Genomic DNA, 18776 nt, shown 5'->3' with positions numbered 1-18776 from the left:
TTAGCAGGGAATCCTGATTTCAAAAGTGGAGCCCCGGTTCAGTTGCGATTTTACAATAATTGTTCCATCAAGATCCTGCAGGGCGGCGTTCACCGCATCCATCCCCACACCCCGTCCTGAAATACTGGTCACTTCTTTTTTGGTGGTAAAACCCGGTTTGAGTATCATCTGAAGGATCGCCTCCGGTGAGGACTGGTTGGCTGTTTTTGTGTCGATCAGACCTTTTTCAAGGGCAATCTTTTTGATGGTTTCCGGATCCATGCCGCCGCCATCATCCGAAATGGATAAAATAAAATCAGCCCCGGTCTGTTGAACATTGATAGAAATATTGCCAGTTAAGGGTTTGCCGCGCATTTTTCGAATGTCCACATCTTCTATGCCATGATCCACCGCGTTTCGAATCACATGAATCAGGGAACTGAGAAGTCTTTCAAAACGTTCATACGGAATTCGGATGTCTTTGCCGTTGACTTCCACATTGATCGGCTTGCCCAGGTGTTTGGCCAGTCGCTGGGTTGCCATGACATAGGACTGCAAGGCTTTTTCAATGGGTTCTTTTCTCAAATCATTAAGCGCCGTTGTGAGGACCTGTCTGGACGATGCCTCGTGAAGTTGTGCCAGCACCTGTTTTTCCACGGCGGCCATGCGTGATTCCGGAATTTTATAGATACGCTCCAGGTTTTGTCGTTCGTCTTTGGCGATCACATTGTTGAGTTCATTCAGGGTGGCACCCAGAATCTGCTGTACTTCCTGCGTTTCATCAAGGAGTTGAAGGATGTATTCCTCGGTGAGAAGTCCACCACCACTGCGGAAAACCTCCATGGTGGTTTCAATGGAATGAACACTTTCCGCCACACGATCCAAACCATAGGATGCGGAACCACCTTTGATGGTGTGATAATAGCGGAACAATTCGGTTGTATTGATTTCTCTGGCAGGCCAGGCCAGCAGGGAATAGGTGGATAAAAACAGATTTTCAGTATCTCGCAGAAACTGCAAAAATCCTTCTCGGTCGAGAGCCACTTTGAGCACCATGGTATTGTGCTTTTCCTTGGCGATTTGTGCCGCGAATTCTTTTTCACGGGTCACATCCGTCATGATCATCATGATCTTGTGTTCTTCCTCTTTGTGGCGACTCTGGATCATGCGGTATTCAATGGCCAGAACTCTCTGTTTGGTAGTGACTTCAACCGGCAACAGGTCCTTGAGAATGTCAAAAAATCTGGGATTTTCAAACACTTCCTGAAAGACAATGCGCGCGTCATGAGCCACATCGCCTGTCCATAACAGGTGCACCACATCCTGATCCTGGAGTTCCCTGTCAAAAAACACCATACACGGTTTGGAATATTCCGGACGGATTTTCATGGACGGACCAAACGAGATGAATCCCTGTCCGGTGTAGTCCAATAAATCCTGAATGGCCTCGGTGCGTTCGCGAACCTTTTTTTGAAGCTGAATATTTTTGGTGGTGACCACGGTCATGCGCGCGATGGTGAGCGCGAATTCCTCATCACCTTTATCAAAATGAGCTTTGCCCACTTCTCCTGAAAAGTTCATGACACCAATCACGCCTTCGTTGTCAAACATGGGAACACACAATAGGGCCTTGGCTTCATCATGCGGCATAGGGTCTTTGAATTCGGATTTTTGGCTGGTATCGGGAATATAAATAATCTGACGTTTTTCCGCGGCTTTTCCTGTTGCGCCTTCACCCAGGCGAAAGGTACGGGGATCCGGTTCCTTGCGATCGTGTTTTTCAGGATAATAGGCTTGGGCTACCAGAATATTTTCCTCATTCAGCAGATAAACCGATCCCCATTCAACATGCACTTGTTCATACATAACACGGAGTGCCGTTTTCAACGCTTCGGTCTGATTGTGGATTCCAGCCAAAACTTCGCCGGTAACATTCAGGGCATGCAGTTCCGCCAGTTTTTGTCGAAAGTTATCCGGCCACGTTGAAGTACGTTGTGGCTGAGTTGGTGGAGATACATTCGGCTCAGTCTGCGAAGCCGGTCTGTCAAATATTTTACTGATCTTCAGGGGCAATGGCTCAGAACGGATTTCCTGTGTCTGCTGGATTCGGGTTCGCAGTGTTTCACGAACGCTATCCATTTCCTTGCTGAAAAAGCCCGGCTGACTGAACACGTTCACATCCTGGGAACCATCGACATCATTGCTGAACAGGTCATGCAGATTCTGGTGAACCTGATCCTGCCATTCAATGATTTGTGTTGCTGGAACCCTGAAAATGGAGCTGAGTTCTTCAATTGATTTTTTCTGTTTGAGTGTTTCCAGCGCAATCTGTGCTTTCAACCGTGCGGTAACTGCGGAATTATTTTCCATCGGACTCTCACTATGAAATGTCAGGTTTGGAGGTGATTGTATGTTTTCTATATAATTCTCACCTCGAGATGTCCATATCAACCCTTCAATTTTTTCATAAAAACAAAAAATATTTTTGAAATCGGTAAATTCTGGCGGATATTGCTAAAAATCAGGGCGGGGCATTTCTCATGCAAGGTTGCCGGCAGAAGGTGTTTTAACAACAATGATTCAAGGATGAAAACTATGCGGCACCAAGTGAGGGCGATCCTGTTGTTTCCACCGCTGATTCTGTTGGTGGGAACACTGGGATACCATTTTCTGGAAGACTGGCCATGGCTTGCATCCTTGTTCATGACAGTCATTACGGTCACCACGGTGGGGTACAGCGAAGTGCGCCCGCTGACACCTGAAGGCCAGGTGTTCACCATGGTGCTGATTTTTTCCAGCTTCGGGGTAATGGCTTATTGCATTGCCAGCATCACGGATTTTTTTATCAAAGGAAAATATAAACATTTTCTCTGGGAACTTTATATGGAACAAAGCATTGCGCAGATCAGGGATCACTATATCATTTGTGGTTTTGGCCGGAAGGGACAGGCTATTTGTGATCGCCTTGCCGACAATGGCATCGGTTTCATCATCATTGAAAAAAACGCTGAACGCACTTCAACCATGCGGGACGCACGTTACCTGCATATCATCGGCAATGCCACTGAAGATGAGATCCTGGAGCAGGCTCAAATCACACGGGCCAAGGGCCTGCTGGCTATTCTGGGCGATGATCCGGCCAATACCTATCTGGTTCTTTCCGCAAGACAGCTCAATCCGAAAATCAAAATTCTGGCCTGGACCCATTCGCACCAGATGGAAAAAAAACTCTATCGTGCCGGAGCTCACAAAGTTTTTTCTCCCTATATCCTGGGCGGCAACCAAATGGTGCATTCCATTCTCCGTCCACGGGTGACCGATTTTCTTGATTTTGTCATGAGTGCGGATAATGAGAATCTGAGGCTGGAACAGATTGAAATCCCGGAGACGTCGGCGTTTTCCGGCCAATCTATCCAATCCTTAAAAATTCATAACGATTATGGTGTGATTATTCTGGGGGTGCAGCGTCAGGATGCGAATATCTTTATTCCTCCGGCTCAAACCGTGTTTCAGGCCCATGACACTGTGATCGCACTGGGTAGCAAAGCTCAACTGGATCGATTAAAAAAGGCACTGTGACAGAAATCTGGTCCTTTTTTTGCTTGCTTGGGATTCAAACCCATTCTTTTTCCAACATCTGGCAAGATCAGGGAATATCATTATGACTACCAGAAGCGACCCGGCACGAGAAACCATCAACGCCTTGAAAGAACAGATCCGCTTGTATCAGGATCAGAACAAATTGCTCCAGAGAAGTGTTGAAGACATCAAAGCAACCCAGCAATATCTGGTACAACAGCTTGAAATGCTTCAACAGCATGAAAAAATGTCGCTTATTCGTGAGCAACGGGATTTTGAACGAATCGTTGATCTGGAAAATAAACTGGTCATGATATCACAAGGTTCAGGCATCACTTATGCGGCTCTGGAATCCATGCCCAACCCCAAAATGGTACAGGGTTCTTTTCGTCTGGAAGACCATTTCATTCTGCACCCGGGTCAGGAAATTTCTTCGGAAGAACCAGAAATTGAGGTGCCCTATAATGATGAAGACATGCAAGTTTTCATCGACAAATTCGCGTCGGTAGCGCGTTCCAAAAAACCTAAAAAACCGCAGACTTCCGCATCAACGGAGACTTCAGCAGACAAAGATGTGCCTCCTGTCAAAAAACAATCCGGAACAAAAACAGCTCAACCCCGGGCCGGGCAGGATACGGTTGCTAAACAGGAAAAACCTCATGACAATGGAAAACCCCTGTTTCAGGATGTCGCAGAGTCTTCTATTCACACTAAAATACCGGATCAAGCCGCACCTGCAGAAAACAATTCAACCGATGAAACAACCTCCGTAACAACAGCGGACGCTGAACAAACCTCCGAAGCTGAGTCCGTCGATTCCCCAACTTCTGTTTTTGAGGAAGTTGCTAAAACAACGGTATCGAGCGAAAATGAGCCTGTCGCGGAAACACCCTCTGCCATTTTTGAAGATGATCCCGCAACTTCAGCAGTTTCCGAACAACCCATTCCCGAAGCAACGACAAAACAACAACCAGCAATTCAAACTGTCGTTGAGTCGCCCCCTGTGAAACCTGAAGCCACGAAACCGCCTCCAGAACCGGAACCTGTTGAAACAGAAGAGGCCTTGCATCAAAGGATTTCCCGATTTTTCAATATGGGGCTGGAAGCTTCAGAAAGAAAAAATTATGCTGAAGCAATTGACTATTTCAGCAAGGTGACGTCTTTGTTGCCCACGTCTTCGCCAAGCTTTCTGAATCTGGCCATTCTGTATTATCGACTGGAGCAGTATGAAGAAGCCGCCAGGCATGCCCGGTCCGCCATTGAACTCGGGTCAGACCCGGCTCGTCGGTTGTTGGTGAAAATAGAAACTGAACTGGAACAGGAGAAAATAATTTCGCTAAAATCAGCCAGGCATGATACCTGAGCTTGTTTCAGTTGTCCGCCATTAAACCCCTTTCCTGACTGTGATTGCCAATGCCGCAGGTGATTCCCATTGAACTTCCTACCGGTTATCCCGGCGAAGGAAATGTAATAATCTATGTGGTGAAAACCTCGCGTCAAACGGTTCTGATCGACACCTCTACCTTCTATCAGAACAACTCCGAACTTTTGAAAATAGCCTTGGACAAGGCCGGTGTGGATCATCTGGACAAAGTGTTGCTGACACACTGTCATGGCGATCACAGCGGTAACGCCAAAACGGTCAAAGGCTGGTTTCCTGACGCTGAAGTGATGATCCATCACCTGGGAGCACAACGGCTCAGACAAGGGAACTGGTTTGATAAAATGAAAGATCAGCGAAGCCGTTTTTTCACAAACTTTGGTTATCCCTCCACAGATCCTGAATCATTTTTCAGATTCCGCACCTCGGGTGAAAAACCACAAACCCTGGCGATGAATCCTGACACAGAAATTCATGAGGACGCGCGTTTGGATGATTTCGAGATTTTTGTCACTCCCGGTCATTCTTTAGATCATGTGTGTTATGGCGTGGAAGATCATATTTTTTGTGGAGACACTGTTTTGGAATTTGTACCGGGCATGGAAGATATCTGGCTGGGCCATTCCAGAACCTTCATTGACTATCTGGAGTCTTGCAAAAAACTGGAACAACTTTCGGACCGGTTTCCGCATGTTCATGCATTCCATGGAAACTCGATACCATCACTGAAGCAGTGGTATCACCAAATCATTGCTCCGAGAATTCATCAAAAATATCTGAAACTGGTGTCCGTCCTTTCACCTGATCAGCCACAAACCCTGTGCGAAATGATGCAGATCCTGCATCCAAAACTTCCCCGACATTATATTTATATCACCCAGTACATGGGCTTATTGATTTTGCTGGAGCAGGAAGGACTGGTGTCACGGACTGAAAATGAAACCGGTTTCTGGTATTTTTTACAGACTCAGCCAATGAACCCGGATTTTTTGCGGGACTACATGCAAACGTGAACGCCGTCAGTTCCTTAACAACTCTTAAACAGGAGTAGACTATGAAACGAATGCTGTTGTTTTGCCTGTTGCTGGGCATGACTGCCATGTATGGAACCCTTGCAAAAGCCGGATGTGAGGGCACCTATCTGGGCGCCTCCAGTAAAAATCCCATCATGTCTTCAGTGGATATCACGTTTTCTCCCGTTTACAGCAGTGCGACCACTTCCGGAACGTCAGGATGTCCTAACTGGGCGTTTGTTCAATATCGCGAACTTCAACAGTTTATTATTGCGGAACATGGGCAGATTATGGAACAAAGTTCGATGGGAACAGGACCACATTTGCAGGCAATCGCTCAAATGATGGGTTGCGCTCAAGATGCCGCACCCGTGTTATCGTCAGTATTTCAGCGGCATTATTCAGAAATCAGGAACCTGTTTCTCAACAATGACGACACTTTCAGCGCGTCAGGGCATTTTCTGGAAAACACGAAACGCTGGACTTTGCAACATCCACTCTTGAGGTCATCATGCGGAACTTTTGCCAACACCTGATCAGCCTGTGGTTATCCGTTTCACAGGGAAAATTTGCATTGTTTGTCAACCTGTTGCGGCAAAGATTCTTCGCGTTGCTCAAAATGACAAAATCATTGAGTCACCCCTTCAGAATATCCTGCCTGATCGCAGTCATGCTCAGCGCACCTGAGGTTCAGGCTTGTCACCAGGGCGGACCCATGGGGTTTGCGGCCCATGATCCGGGTGCGTTCAGTCTGGATATCACTTCATCCACTTTTTTTCCTTTTGCCAGCACTTCTGGAACTTCACACTGTGAGCAATGGGATTTTGTCAGCAATGAACGATCCCGGTTTATTGGAACATATCATGAATCATTGGGCGAAGAACTGGTTCAGGGAACCGGGTTTCATCTGGAAACACTCATCAGTCTATCCGGTTGCGTGAGCAATCCTGTCCTGTTACAACGAATCCAGCGGCAGACCTCTCTGATTCAGGCACTCATGAATTCAGACATGCCCCTGCAAAAATTTTCTACGGACTGGGATTATTTTCTAAAAACCCAGGCACATGAATTTTGCCAGATTCCGCTCAATAATGAGCCGGATCATCTTGCGCGAATACCGGGTCAACCGGTTTATTTTCAACACCATTGATCTCTAAATTCCTATGACTCCAGTTTCTGTGACGTTTCGCTTTTACCCGGGATTATTCCTGTTGATGCTTGTTATGTTTCTTGCGGGTTGTGCCTCATACAATTTAAGGCAACTCAACAAGGACAATGAATGTGTGCGTTGCAATCTCTCAGGTCTGGAGATGGACTATCTGATTCTGCCCAATGCGACGTTGAGAGAAGCTGATTTATCGGGAAGCAGTTTGACGCACAGTGTATTCCGCAGAGCCAATTTTGAAAGTGCCATTCTCAATGGCGTTGATCTGACAGAAGCCGACTGGCAAATGAGCAAGCTGATGCAAACGGTTATGACAGACGCGATATTGCTTAAAGCGGATATGAAATTCACAAATTTTTACAAGGCGGATCTGACCCGTGCCAATCTGAAAGGCGCAGATTTTTCACAGGCCGATCTGGACAATGCCATCCTTCAGGAAGCCAATATGGAAGACATCCAGTTATTTCTGTCGTTCCTTAAAAGCTGTAATTTAAAAAGTGCCAAATTGATGCGTGCCAATCTGAAAGGTGCTCAAATGGTGGGTGCCCAGTTGCAGGGTGCGGATTTGACCGACGCGGATCTGACCAAGGTGAATCTGCAGGAGGCCAATCTGACCGGAGCCATCCTGATCAAAGCAAATCTGAGCTATGGCAACCTCACTTCGGCAAAAATGGAAGGAGTTCAACTGCAAAACGCGATGCTCCAGAATACCGATCTGGCCGGAGTTCAACTCAAAGGCGCGAATCTATCGAATGCTGATTTGAACGGAGCCAACTTGCTGGAAACCAACCTGACCCTGGCAAACCTGCGTGGCGCGAATCTAATGGGTGCCAAATTCTCACAAACCCGTATGGATGCCGCCAATCTTGAAGGCGCGATATGGTTTGATGGCAGTGTCTGCCAGCCTGAATCCATTGGCGTCTGCCGAAAAGCTCCCGCACCCTGATAAGTACCTGACCATAAATCTTTAACCATTTTTTCTGGTTCCCTACCTCTGGTGCAAGGCTGTTAAGTTAAGCACGCTGAAGGTCCCGGCACCAATTCCCCTTTGGTTCAAGCGGGTTAGGGGGATGTAATTCTGAGCGTTAAATCCCCCATGCCCCCTTTGAAAAGGGGGATTCCCCTGCGAAGAACGCCTTAAGTTGACGACATTGGCATGTAATCCCCGCCGACCATCCGGTTGACGCTCAAAACTGGGAGAACGGAGCGGCACGGAGATTTATCGAATGACCATCGCTTTCCATCAGGATGGTTCCGTCGTTGAACGTGGTCAGCACAGAGGCACCAGCATCCGTCCATCGTTTAACAATTTGCGGGGATGGATAGCCTCTGATATTTGCGGAGTTGGTTGAAATGACCGCATAACGGGGATGCAGAGCCTTGACAAACGCCGGAGAGGACGCATCTTGATCGCCATGGTGTCCGACTTTGACAACATCAGCACGCAAGTTGGGGAACTGTTGCAGAATTTGAGTTTCGGTTTGTGTGGTCGCATCCGCCATGAACAGAAACTGAATTTCGCCGTAGCGAAGGAGCATCACCAGCGAATCCCGGTTCCAGTCACCCGTCAATTCCCCTGGCGAAAGAATCTCTATTTTCACAGGATTCCAATCCAATGAAACCCCCTTGCGGAGTATCTCGTAGTTGTCTTTCCGGTAAAACTCCCGGTACCAGCGATAGATGTCCTGATCTGCTTCTTGAAGAAGCTGGCCATTGTCATAACGATATTGGGGCGAAATGGCTGACAATAGCTGAAATACGCCGCTCATGTGATCATAATGAGGATGAGTGATCACCAGAGCCTGGAGGGCTGAAATGTTTTGCTTCCGGAAAAATTGAACAACGCTGTTGCCTGTCATGATGTTACCCGCATCAATCAGCATAGTCTGACCTGAAGGCGTTTCAATATAGGTTGATTCCCCTTCACCAACATTCAAGAAATATACTTTGAGAGACTGCGCAATACATGGAACCGTCCAGAGGATCATTCCGAAAACAAGAAATATCCTGACCATATGCCAAGCCCTCCTGCCGCAGTGTTAATCCAAACATCCCGCCAGTCTCCAACCCGATTGGGTAAAAACCACTGAATCAACTCATCCAATGCGCCAATACCGGTTGCGATAACGAGGGCCCACACCACATTTTGCCAGGTTTTTCCACGCTGCGTTTTCCATGTCAAAATTCCCACCAGGCCATATTGCAGAAAATGGACACGTTCTTCAGGAATGTCCAGTTGACTGATCCACACCCCGGTCAAAAGGATTGGCGGAATCATCCACAATACAACGCGAATGTTTTTTCTGCCAGCAATCAGTATCAAGCCACCTCCTGCCAACCCAAGAAGCAGATTGATGATGAAGCCCAATTGCCCGTGGGAAATGAGCTGACGAATCCAATTCAGAATGGAACGCATCACCGGTAAGGTGAGGTAAATGGATAGAACATAGAGGATGAGAACGATCCAGATAGCACGTTGACTGGTGGGATCCCGGAAAAAAGAAGAACGTTGTGTTTTGGTCATCCTTTTAGTATGTCCTGTACAAGCGTTGAGAGAGGTGACCTCAGTCACGGATTTCACGTTACCTAACACGGCAAAAACAAATAGCCAATATTTTCATGAACGACAAATCCTTGTCTTCAAGGCCTGCTCATTCCATCGTGGAAAATGATTCACAGAAACCGAGACCTCATGTGCCCAAAATCATATTGAAACCCGGCCGACAGGAGTCCGTCCTGCGTAAACATCCATGGATTTTTTCTGGTGCCCTTGCCCATGAAGATTTGCCCGCAGAAAACGGCGGAACTGTGGATGTGGTGGATACGCATGGGAAATGGCTGGCCTCAGCGGCCTTTTCGCCTGTATCCCAAATCAGGGCCAGAATCTGGAGTTTTGACAAAAACGAAATGATAGGTCCCAATTTTTTTAAATGCCAGTTGCAGAAAGCCTTTGACCGGAGACAACATTTGCGTCTGTCAGAAGCGTCCAACGCCTGGCGGATGGTCAATGCTGAGGCGGATGGATTGCCGGGAGTCGTGGTGGACCGCTACGGGGATTATTTATCCTGTCAGTTTTTATCAGCCGGAGCGGAATTGTGGAAACCTGTGATCGTTCAGAAACTGGTGGAACTTTATAACCCTGCTGGCATTTACGAACGGTCAGACAGTGATGTCCGCATGAAGGAAGGACTGGAACCGGTTAAGCAAGTGCTTTATGGAGCGGAACCACCTGAACTGTTAAACATTCATGAACATGGTGTGCGTTATCATGTCACTTTGACACAAGGCCACAAAACAGGATTTTATCTGGACCAGCGAGAAAACCGGAAACAAATTTCCCGGATTTGTGCCAAAGCCAACGTTCTCAACTGCTTTTCCTACACCGGAGGTTTTGCCATGGCGGCCTTCAACGGTGGGGCGTCACACATCACCAATATTGATTCATCGCAGGACGCGCTGGATTTGCTGAAACAAAACGCGCTCCTCAATCAGATTCCTGAAGAGTCGCTGGAACTGATTCACGGTGATGTGTTTCATGTGCTACGTAAATTCAGGGATCAGGGCAGAACGTTCGATGTGATCATCCTTGATCCGCCCAAGTTTATTGAATCCGTTCGGCAAATCAGTCAGGGCAGTCGGGGATACAAGGACATCAATCTGCTGGGTTTTAAACTACTCACACCGGGAGGAACCCTGGCAACGTTTTCGTGTTCGGGTCACATGTCCCCTGAGTTGTTCCAGAAAATTGTGGCTGATTCCGCACTGGATGCCAAACGCGATGCTCAAATTCTTCAGTGGTTGAGCCAGGCAACAGATCATATGGTCAGTCTCAATTTTCCAGAAAGCCACTATCTCAAAGGTTTGTTGTGCAGAGTCGATTGATCTCACAATCATCGGCACCTTTTCTATTGCTGTAAATTTTCTGGTGACGGCAACCGCTTCAAGCCATCGCACAGTGTCATTCCGTGCTTGACACGGAATCCATCGGTGCACTCCTGGATCCCCGTTTTCACGGGGATGACATCGTGGCGGGCCACAGGATTTCATCTCCAAATTATTTACAGCAGGCCTTTTTAACAGGAGAAGTGAAATGACTGAAACAAAGACAACCTTTCGAATTGCCATCATCGGCTCAGGGCCGGCCGCGTTTTATGCGGCTGATGAATTGCTCAAACAGACGGATATGCCGATTGAAATAGACATGTTCGAAAAACTGCTGACTCCTTATGGTCTGGTTCGTGGAGGTGTTGCCCCTGATCATCAGAATATCAAGGCAGTGACCAAAATTTATGAACGTATTGCCGGCAAATCGGGATTTCGTTTTTTTGGAAATGTGACACTTGGAGTGGATTTACAAAAAGAGGAACTACTGCCGGGCTACCATGCGGTTTTATATGCTGTCGGAGCACAGGGCGACCGCAAACTGGACATTCCGGGTGAAGATCTGGCAGGCAGTTATTCGGCCAGGGATTTTGTGGGGTGGTACAACGCTCATCCTGACTACCGTGAGTGTAAATTTGATCTCTCGGTCAAACGGGTCGCGATCATCGGGTTGGGCAATGTTGCTCTTGATGTAGCACGGATTCTGGGACATTCACCGGCAGAACTCGCGAAAACAGACATTGCGGATTATGCCCAGGCCGCCCTGAAGACCAGCAAGATAGAAGATATTTACATTATCGGTCGAAGAGGACCTGTGCAGGCCGCGTTCACCCCTGCGGAACTGCGGGAATTGCGCGAACTGGAAGCCTGTGATGTGCGAATTGATCCGGAGGAAATGGTTCTGGAAGACATCAGTCTCGAGGAATTGTCACAAGCCCACCGGAATGTTCAACTGCACATGGATATTCTCAAAATGATTGCCGAAACCCCTCCCGGTACGAAACCACGGCGCATCCATTTCATGTTCAAACGTTCGCCTCTCGAAGTGCAGGGTAATCAACGTGTGGAACGGTTGAAACTGGCTCGTAATGAACTACTGCTGCAACAGGAACAGGTAAAAATTCAGCTCACTGAAAATTATCAGGAATTGGAAGTGGATTGTATCTTTCGTGCTGTGGGGTATCGGGGGATTGCTATTCCGGGGGTTGCCTTTGATCCGGTAAAAAGCGTGATTCCCAATCGGTCAGGTCGAGTGATTGATCCGGAAACACTGGAAATTCTCCCGGGAGAGTATGTGGCAGGATGGGCTAAACGTGGGCCATCGGGCGTGGTGGGCACCAACAAGCATGATGCTCAGGAAACAGTGCATCATTTATTGGAAGATCTCAAAAACCCCGTGCATCATCCTGAAGAAACCAACAGAGGGTTTGCGGAATCGCTACTCAACCAAAAAAAGATTGAGTTCGCCACGTTTACAGACTGGAAAGTTCTGGATGATGCTGAAAAATCTCTGGGTGAACAACATGGAAAACCCAGAGAAAAGTTTTCAGAAGTGGACCAGATGCTGGATGTGATTCGACATCGGGATTCATGAATGCGGTTTGGCCTTTTCCTGAAGGCGGGTCATTGCCTCTTCCAGGTTGTTATGAATTGAAATAAACTGGGGCAGGGTGGTCATCTGAATCAGTTGTCTGTTTTTTTCATTCAGACCACACAGAACAAAATAGCCCTGTTTCTGCGACATTGCCCGCCAACAGTGGATGAAAATTCCAATCCCTGAAGAATCTATAAAACTCACTTTTTCCAGATTCATGATAAAATGAGTCACAAGGGGATCATCAATGATTTTGTGCGCAAAATCCCGGAAATATTCAATGTCTCTCAGGGAAATGTGACCGGAAACATGAAGGATCCCAATTTGTTCCATTGCTTGATGTTCAACTTGCATACGTGGTTCTTTCATAAAACTTACTGAGGCGGATTATTTTCAAATTCGGGTAAACTGGTTTTATCAGCAAACTTCCCCTTTATATTCACATAATACCCCTGAATGGCAACCATGTCTTTTTCAATATCTCCTGTAGGCGTGAAGGTGCCGAGAATTCCTCCCGTTTTGCGTTCAAAGTCGATAAACCCCAGCACAATCGGTACCTTGGCGCCAAGAGCGATATAATAAAAACCGGTTTTCCAGACTTTTACTTTCTTGCGGGTGCCTTCAGGCGGAACCGTCATTACCAGTGATTCACTACGGTTGAATTGTTCGATCGATTGAGAAACCACGTTGTTGGATTTGCTCCGGTCGATTGAAACGCCGCCCATCCAGCGCATGAACCAGCCAAAAGGAAAGCGAAATATTTTGTCTTTTCCCAGCCAGACAATCTTGACCCGAAAGATGAAACACAGCGCCAACATGATAATCAGGTCCCAATTGGTTGTATGCGGTGCGGCAATCATCACAGCCTTGGAAACCGGCGGAAATTCACCTTCATGCTTCCAGCCAAGCAATTTCATGCTGATGAGAGAGATATAACGCAATAATGGACTCAGAATTGGTGTGTTAAAAATTGTAATACTCATTTATAGTTTCTCCCCCCTTAAAAAAATTAATGACAAAAATATTGAAATGATGTGGATGGTGTGTTTTTAGGTTTATCAGGATCAATATTGAACACTACAATCACCTCTGTCCTGACGCCCGGTTTGACATTGATCACAAACAGGTCGGAGGCGGACATGATCTGGAACAGTCCCAATCCGGCTCCGCCCTTATTCATTTTTTCCTGACTATCCTCCGCCAGATTCCGATTCAGATAGGATTTTTGCAAATAATTCAGAATTGTGTGGCGCCCCAGAGCACCAAAGGGATCCTGAACAGAAAGCGCCAGCAACATCCCGTCGCAGGCAAACCGGAAAATTCCCTGCTCATTGAGTGGCAATTCCACCGGGTTTATCCGTGAAAGATGGTTATACAGAGGTTTCCCATCGGCACTGTGAGGCGCGTCATAAATTGCGTTCATCAACAATTCTTCCGCCACCATTCCTGCTTTGCGGATCACGGAACGATGAACACCGAACTGATCCAGAATCCGTTCCATGTTTTCCACCATTTCCGCGCGTTCCCGACTGGATCGAATGACCATTTGATGCACTTCAACCCCCCAACTCATATACTTTTCCAGTCCGAATAAATCATCGGTGAGCAGTTTGCTGATGGTAACCAGAATATTTTTCAGGGTAAAGGTGCGGTCCTCCTTATCTCTTGAAACAATATTGGAAAGAAACGGCAACTTGATGATGATCGGCAGATAAGCCGGAGCATTGGCCGAGGTCATGAACACAATCTGTGTTTCCGGATATTGTTCATGGGCCATGCGTGCCAGTTCAATAAATCCCAGATCGACACAAAGTATATCATAACGTGAAGTTTTGAGGCGTTCCTCACCCTCAGTGAAATCAGCTACAATATCAAAGTCAATGCCTGTTCCTCCCAGCGCCATTTTTGCGACAATCTGTTGTTTACGGTCCAGTTCAGCCAACAGCACCCGTTTTTTGTGAATGGCCGCCTGTTCCGTACCCAAAAGAGTTACAGGACGCAGGAGTTCATCCATCTGGTGGATTTCCCGGGCCGCCTGACGAATGCCTTCCTTCGTGTCAAGGACTACGGAGTTCAGCATGTTTTCAATATTTTCGCGCAACGGAATGAAATGGTTTTTATAAAGTTTGAGCGCGATATTTAAAAACTGCTGGTTGGTCTGATTCAGGTCTTCCAGTTTGCGATGACTGGCCAGCATTTCAGTATTTTTCTGTTGCAGTTCATCTTTTGCGACTTTGAGTTGACTGGCGGTTTCCAGTAGATTTCCAGAGATTGTATTCTGGATTTCCAGAAAATTCTGCAACTCATCACGGGTGGAGCTATAGTAGATGTTGTAGCGGAGTAACCGTTCAAGAATGGAGGGAACAATATGTTTTTTGGGCAGGTAATAACTTGCTCCGGCTTCCATTGCCGCAATGTCCCGCTCATACTGTTCCTGTTCGTCGATGATGATCAGTGGTTTTGCGCAGTCTTCATAAACGCTCTGCACCAGTGCCAAGGCTGATTCAGGAAGAATGTCATAGTCAATCAGATAGGCATCATATTTGGCCTCCAGAATCAATTCCCGGGCCTGTTCAAAGAGCGTTTCCTGATCCAGATGGATTGTGGCAACCTTGATGGCATCCAGATGATTTTGCAGGCGGGTACGATCTTCATTATTCTGGCTGATCAGCAATATTTTGTAAGCGGATTTTTCAATAGTCATTAAGCAGCTCAGGACTAACGATTGGCATTCAATAATGCTTCAATATCAAGGTTGTTGGTTGCCGCGACCGTTTCTTTTTCTTTTTTATCAGCTTTTTCAGCATCCATCATGGCATCAATATCAAGGTCACGGTTACTGCTTTTTTGTTGGCCGGCTTTCAGACGTTCAGGGTCAAGTATAATGAACTCTGTCTGTTCAATGAACATTTCAATATGAAACGTATGCCGACCTGAAATACGAAAGGACAATCTGCGGCAATCTGAGGGTTTGTGATGAATCATGGTGTTGATTGAAAGCAGGATGGATTCCATCAGACAAACCGCTTTGGGCTGGTTGTTGTAGGAGGACAGGCCATATTCTTCCTGAATCATTTGCCGGGCTTTTCCGATCAATTGATTCACACTTTCACCGATACTGTCCACCACATCATCAGCAGTATGGTCAATGGCCAGTTCCTCTGCTGGAAAGCCCATGTTCAGCATGGACATGCGGTAATACTCCATAGCGGCTTCCTTGGTGAAATTCACAATCACCAGGCCTGAATAATCGCCACGAAACTGTACAAACGTGCCAATATCCGGTTTGAGATAAATGAGATCCACTTTCTGAACAGTGGGTGCAAAATAAATATCCGCGCCACTGGAGTTGGAGAGCACTTCGACGGCGGCATCTCCGAAAATTTTAGCAAGTTTGTCAATTGTTTTTTTCGATCCCATATTATTCCTATGATGGTTAATCACTCAGCGCGAATTTTTCCAGGGCATTTCCAGTAAGACGATACGTGGTCCAGCCACTCAGTGGAGAAGCGCCAAGATTTTCATAAAACTCAATCGCGGAAGTGTTCCAATTGAGCACAGCCCATTCAATTCGGCCGCATTTCCGTTCAACAGCCAAGCGGGCAATTTCTTTCAGCAAAGAAGTTCCCAACCCTTTACCTCTGAATTCCGGTCGCACATAAAGATCTTCCAGATAAATACCGTGACGCCCCAGAAATGTGGAACAGCTATGAAAAAAAACAGCCATTCCGACAGGCTGATGATCCATAAATCCCAGTAAAACTTCTGCGGAATATTGTTCAAACAGGGCCTGGTGCAACAGGGATTCCGTGGCGCAAACTTCCTGACTTAATTTTTCATAGTCAGCCAAGTCCCTGATCAGTTGTAAAATCACCGGGACATCCTGCGGTGTAGCCGGGCGAATTACAAAAATGGAATCTCTTAATTTAATCATGACCATTTTCCTGATGATACGGGTTTTGTGTGATCACTCTTCACCAAGAGCGCAGGACTGTAACTTTCCGCTTATTTGCTGGCATGCTTTGCGTCGTTATGTGACTGTAAAATATAACATCGGCACGTGTGGATTTATCAGTTTTTCCCCGGCGACCGCAAGCGTAAAGGTTTCCACCCGACAATTATTTATTTTCCAAAGAATCCAGCTTGATCGTTATGGTGTGGCCCAGATTGCGGGGAATTCATTGATCGGCTATAATTCTGTAACAGTTGGGAATTTCGAGGAGCAATGCTCAAGCCTTTCCTGAAAGCTTTTTTTGCGTTTTCCCTCTGGCCAACCTGGATAAAAACGATACCCAGGTTATTCCAGGCATCCGCATGGTTTGGGTTGCGTTCAATTGATCTGATCAGATGGGACATTGCCTGATCCCATACTTCAATTTTCATATAGGCGGTTCCAAGATTATAGAGAGTGAATGCGTTATCAGGATCGATATGCAGTGATTTTTTCAGATAAATGAGCGCTTCATCAATCCGTCCTTCGCCCATGAGTAAATCACCTAAACTGTTGTAAACACTAGCAGCAAAGTCTGATTTGTAATATAAGGGCCCCTCATAGTCAGGAGCCTCCATGATTTCTATGGCCTTCCGCATCGCAGATTCTGCCTCCGTATTCTCATTCCTTTTTTTGTGAATATAACCAATTCCAAAATATGATAACGGATCCTGTGGGGTTTCTTTCAGGATCGAATGGTATATTTCCAACCCTTGTGAGTACCGTTCAGTAAAGACATGGACTTTTGCCAGATTTCTACGGGCATCAAAATAATCTGGTTTAATTCTGATGGCGTTTTGGAAGGCATTTTCAGCTTTTCCCCATTGAGACTCATTGAAATATACATCACCGAGATTGTTATAGGCTCTCGCATTTTCAGGAGCCTTATTCAAGGCATCTTCCCACAAAGTAATATTGCTGTCATAATCAAGATTTCTATTCCATGCTGTTAGCAATGTCAGACATCCAAGGCCAAGCAACAAACTCCGAAACCCATGGGGGGAAACGCGATGGTTCAGAAATTTCAGCATTTCCAGCATGATCAGAAAAAATCCCGGACTGACACTGTAAACTCTGTAATCCACCAGAATATCGGCAATGGGTGTGATCATATAGGGTGATTGCACAACATAGAACCAAAAAATTCCTAATGCGGCATAAATTCTTTTTTGCCGAGCCAGCAAAAGCGCTCCAGCCGCAATCAAAAGATGTCCCAGTAAGGCCAACAAAGCTACAGGATCGATAAACTGACTCGAAATTCTGAAATCATGATCAACACTCAACCAGCCTGGATATGGCAAAAACAGATTGCGCCAGTAATAAAACAGCGCACGGGATTGCGCCTGAAATTGCTCCCATGGCCCCCAGAGTTCACCGGCATTGAAGCCTACAGAGGTTGCCTGAGGAATGAACAGGTGAAATTCATATTGGAGCAGAATGAAACATAAGGCCAACCCGGATACCGCAATACCCGCATGCATCAATTTCTTCATAAATTCTGGCGTGCTGGCGCCCAATATGACTTCGTATCCCAACAGCATGCCTGGGAATGTCACCGTCGTAATCTTGCTTTTCAGAGCCAAATACCAACAGATCAATATCAAGAATGCCCAGACAGGACGCCTTGTTCCCGTTTGATGCCGCAAGTGCAGATAGCATAAAAATCCCAGCGCATAAAACGTCATGGCCATGAGTTCAGCACGCTGAACAGTGTAGTTGACACATCCTGTCAGTAATGGATGAATGATGAAAAAAGAGATTACAGTATATTGAATGAATGTGATGGATGAACGTGAGGATACCTGCTCTTCAGCGGAAGTATGGATACTGACAAGGAATGAGAACATCCTCATCAGAATCAAGGCATTGATAGCGTGAATCAGAATATTGACTGCATGGTATCCCGGAACATCCAATCCATGAACATAGTAGTTCAGTGCAAAGGTCAGGTCTGGAAATATTCGGCTATTCTGGAATTTATACCAGTTATGCAGGAGTTCCTGCCACTGAATCGCCAGGGAATGAAGGCTCGCATTGTCAATAATATGATGATCATCGAAAAAAAACGGGATAAACAGCGTAGAAAAATAGACGGTCCAGGTGAGAAAAAATATCCATAAAATGGCAATCACCCTGGCGAGGATTCCCTGTTGTTGTACGGAGTGAACAGGCATCAGTGACATTGAATAAAG

17 protein-coding genes are annotated in these 18776 nt (G+C 46.4%); 8 read left to right on the top strand and 9 right to left on the bottom strand.

Annotated features, from left to right (window positions below):
* Window positions 1-2349, bottom strand: coding sequence for a GAF domain-containing protein (locus tag HQM11_17240; GenBank protein MBF0352782.1), 2349 nt, complete (start codon window positions 2347-2349; stop codon window positions 1-3).
* A 225-nt stretch (window positions 2350-2574) separates the two neighbouring features.
* On the opposite strand from HQM11_17240, the gene HQM11_17235 reads away from it, so the two are divergent.
* The 6 genes from HQM11_17235 (at window position 2575) to HQM11_17210 (ending at window position 8063) form a co-directional block, all read left to right on the top strand.
* On the top strand, window positions 2575-3558 hold the full coding sequence (locus HQM11_17235; GenBank protein MBF0352781.1) for a potassium channel protein: 984 nt from the start codon (window positions 2575-2577) through the stop codon (window positions 3556-3558).
* 82 nt (window positions 3559-3640) lie between these two features.
* Window positions 3641-4921, top strand: coding sequence for a hypothetical protein (locus HQM11_17230; protein ID MBF0352780.1), 1281 nt, complete (start codon window positions 3641-3643; stop codon window positions 4919-4921).
* A 50-nt stretch (window positions 4922-4971) separates the two neighbouring features.
* Complete coding sequence (locus HQM11_17225) at window positions 4972-5952, top strand: MBL fold metallo-hydrolase (GenBank protein MBF0352779.1); 981 nt, start codon at window positions 4972-4974, stop codon at window positions 5950-5952.
* A 41-nt stretch (window positions 5953-5993) separates the two neighbouring features.
* On the top strand, window positions 5994-6488 hold the full coding sequence (locus tag HQM11_17220; protein MBF0352778.1) for a DUF3015 family protein: 495 nt from the start codon (window positions 5994-5996) through the stop codon (window positions 6486-6488).
* Window positions 6464-7102: a DUF3015 family protein gene (locus HQM11_17215; protein MBF0352777.1), complete on the top strand. Its 639-nt coding sequence runs from the start codon at window positions 6464-6466 to the stop codon at window positions 7100-7102. The genes HQM11_17220 and HQM11_17215 overlap by 25 nt, the downstream gene beginning before the upstream one ends.
* Before the next feature lie 13 nt (window positions 7103-7115).
* Window positions 7116-8063, top strand: a complete 948-nt coding sequence (locus HQM11_17210; protein MBF0352776.1) for a pentapeptide repeat-containing protein — start codon at window positions 7116-7118, stop codon at window positions 8061-8063.
* A gap of 241 nt (window positions 8064-8304) precedes the next feature.
* Here the strand turns inward: HQM11_17210 and HQM11_17205 are convergent, their stop codons facing one another.
* The gene (locus HQM11_17205; protein MBF0352775.1) at window positions 8305-9132 is read right to left on the bottom strand and encodes an MBL fold metallo-hydrolase; all 828 of its coding nucleotides are present in this window, start codon (window positions 9130-9132) and stop codon (window positions 8305-8307) included.
* Window positions 9102-9641, bottom strand: coding sequence for a VanZ family protein (locus HQM11_17200; protein MBF0352774.1), 540 nt, complete (start codon window positions 9639-9641; stop codon window positions 9102-9104). The genes HQM11_17205 and HQM11_17200 overlap by 31 nt, the downstream gene beginning before the upstream one ends.
* A 95-nt stretch (window positions 9642-9736) precedes the next feature.
* On the opposite strand from HQM11_17200, the gene HQM11_17195 reads away from it, so the two are divergent.
* Both HQM11_17195 and HQM11_17190 read left to right on the top strand, forming a co-directional pair.
* On the top strand, window positions 9737-10999 hold the full coding sequence (locus HQM11_17195; protein MBF0352773.1) for a class I SAM-dependent methyltransferase: 1263 nt from the start codon (window positions 9737-9739) through the stop codon (window positions 10997-10999).
* A 208-nt stretch (window positions 11000-11207) separates the two neighbouring features.
* Window positions 11208-12593, top strand: a complete 1386-nt coding sequence (locus tag HQM11_17190; protein ID MBF0352772.1) for an FAD-dependent oxidoreductase — start codon at window positions 11208-11210, stop codon at window positions 12591-12593.
* Here the strand turns inward: HQM11_17190 and HQM11_17185 are convergent.
* The 6 genes from HQM11_17185 to HQM11_17160 form a co-directional block, all read right to left on the bottom strand.
* A complete protein-coding gene (locus tag HQM11_17185; protein MBF0352771.1) occupies window positions 12588-12947 on the bottom strand; it encodes an STAS domain-containing protein in 360 nt (119 codons plus the stop codon). The genes HQM11_17190 and HQM11_17185 overlap by 6 nt on opposite strands.
* A 20-nt stretch (window positions 12948-12967) precedes the next feature.
* Window positions 12968-13576 carry a lysophospholipid acyltransferase family protein gene (locus HQM11_17180; GenBank protein ID MBF0352770.1) on the bottom strand — a complete coding sequence of 203 codons (609 nt, stop codon included), beginning with the start codon at window positions 13574-13576 and terminating at the stop codon, window positions 12968-12970.
* Between the two features lie 26 nt (window positions 13577-13602).
* Window positions 13603-15297, bottom strand: coding sequence for a hypothetical protein (locus HQM11_17175; GenBank protein ID MBF0352769.1), 1695 nt, complete (start codon window positions 15295-15297; stop codon window positions 13603-13605).
* Window positions 15298-15311: 14 nt separating this feature from the next.
* Window positions 15312-16013 (bottom strand): DUF3334 family protein, encoded by a 702-nt coding sequence (locus HQM11_17170; GenBank protein ID MBF0352768.1) that lies wholly within the window; start codon window positions 16011-16013, stop codon window positions 15312-15314.
* A 16-nt stretch (window positions 16014-16029) separates the two neighbouring features.
* Window positions 16030-16527, bottom strand: coding sequence for a GNAT family N-acetyltransferase (locus HQM11_17165; protein MBF0352767.1), 498 nt, complete (start codon window positions 16525-16527; stop codon window positions 16030-16032).
* Window positions 16528-16715: 188 nt separating this feature from the next.
* On the bottom strand, window positions 16716-18758 hold the full coding sequence (locus HQM11_17160) for a tetratricopeptide repeat protein (protein MBF0352766.1): 2043 nt from the start codon (window positions 18756-18758) through the stop codon (window positions 16716-16718).
* Between the last annotated feature and the right edge of the window lie 18 nt (window positions 18759-18776).

The sequence above is a fragment of the SAR324 cluster bacterium genome (genome assembly GCA_015232315.1).
GTDB lineage: Bacteria > SAR324 > SAR324 > SAR324 > NAC60-12 > JADFZZ01.
The sequence above is the reverse complement of the archived record's forward strand: the minus strand, read 5'-3'. Positions and strand labels throughout refer to the sequence as shown.

Bases quoted from the DNA above. Each gene is read 5' to 3' on its own strand.
- HQM11_17240 (MBF0352782.1), bottom strand. From the start codon at position 2,349: ATGGAAAATAATTCCGCAGTTACCGCACGGTTGAAAGCACAGATTGCG.
- HQM11_17235 (MBF0352781.1), top strand. From the start codon at position 2,575: ATGCGGCACCAAGTGAGGGCGATCCTGTTGTTTCCACCGCTGATTCTG.
- HQM11_17230 (MBF0352780.1), top strand. From the start codon at position 3,641: ATGACTACCAGAAGCGACCCGGCACGAGAAACCATCAACGCCTTGAAA.
- HQM11_17225 (MBF0352779.1), top strand. From the start codon at position 4,972: ATGCCGCAGGTGATTCCCATTGAACTTCCTACCGGTTATCCCGGCGAA.
- HQM11_17220 (MBF0352778.1), top strand. From the start codon at position 5,994: ATGAAACGAATGCTGTTGTTTTGCCTGTTGCTGGGCATGACTGCCATG.
- HQM11_17215 (MBF0352777.1), top strand. From the start codon at position 6,464: ATGCGGAACTTTTGCCAACACCTGATCAGCCTGTGGTTATCCGTTTCA.
- HQM11_17210 (MBF0352776.1), top strand. From the start codon at position 7,116: ATGACTCCAGTTTCTGTGACGTTTCGCTTTTACCCGGGATTATTCCTG.
- HQM11_17205 (MBF0352775.1), bottom strand. From the start codon at position 9,132: ATGGTCAGGATATTTCTTGTTTTCGGAATGATCCTCTGGACGGTTCCA.
- HQM11_17200 (MBF0352774.1), bottom strand. From the start codon at position 9,641: ATGACCAAAACACAACGTTCTTCTTTTTTCCGGGATCCCACCAGTCAA.
- HQM11_17195 (MBF0352773.1), top strand. From the start codon at position 9,737: ATGAACGACAAATCCTTGTCTTCAAGGCCTGCTCATTCCATCGTGGAA.
- HQM11_17190 (MBF0352772.1), top strand. From the start codon at position 11,208: ATGACTGAAACAAAGACAACCTTTCGAATTGCCATCATCGGCTCAGGG.
- HQM11_17185 (MBF0352771.1), bottom strand. From the start codon at position 12,947: ATGCAAGTTGAACATCAAGCAATGGAACAAATTGGGATCCTTCATGTT.
- HQM11_17180 (MBF0352770.1), bottom strand. From the start codon at position 13,576: ATGAGTATTACAATTTTTAACACACCAATTCTGAGTCCATTATTGCGT.
- HQM11_17175 (MBF0352769.1), bottom strand. From the start codon at position 15,297: ATGACTATTGAAAAATCCGCTTACAAAATATTGCTGATCAGCCAGAAT.
- HQM11_17170 (MBF0352768.1), bottom strand. From the start codon at position 16,013: ATGGGATCGAAAAAAACAATTGACAAACTTGCTAAAATTTTCGGAGAT.
- HQM11_17165 (MBF0352767.1), bottom strand. From the start codon at position 16,527: ATGATTAAATTAAGAGATTCCATTTTTGTAATTCGCCCGGCTACACCG.
- HQM11_17160 (MBF0352766.1), bottom strand. From the start codon at position 18,758: ATGCCTGTTCACTCCGTACAACAACAGGGAATCCTCGCCAGGGTGATT.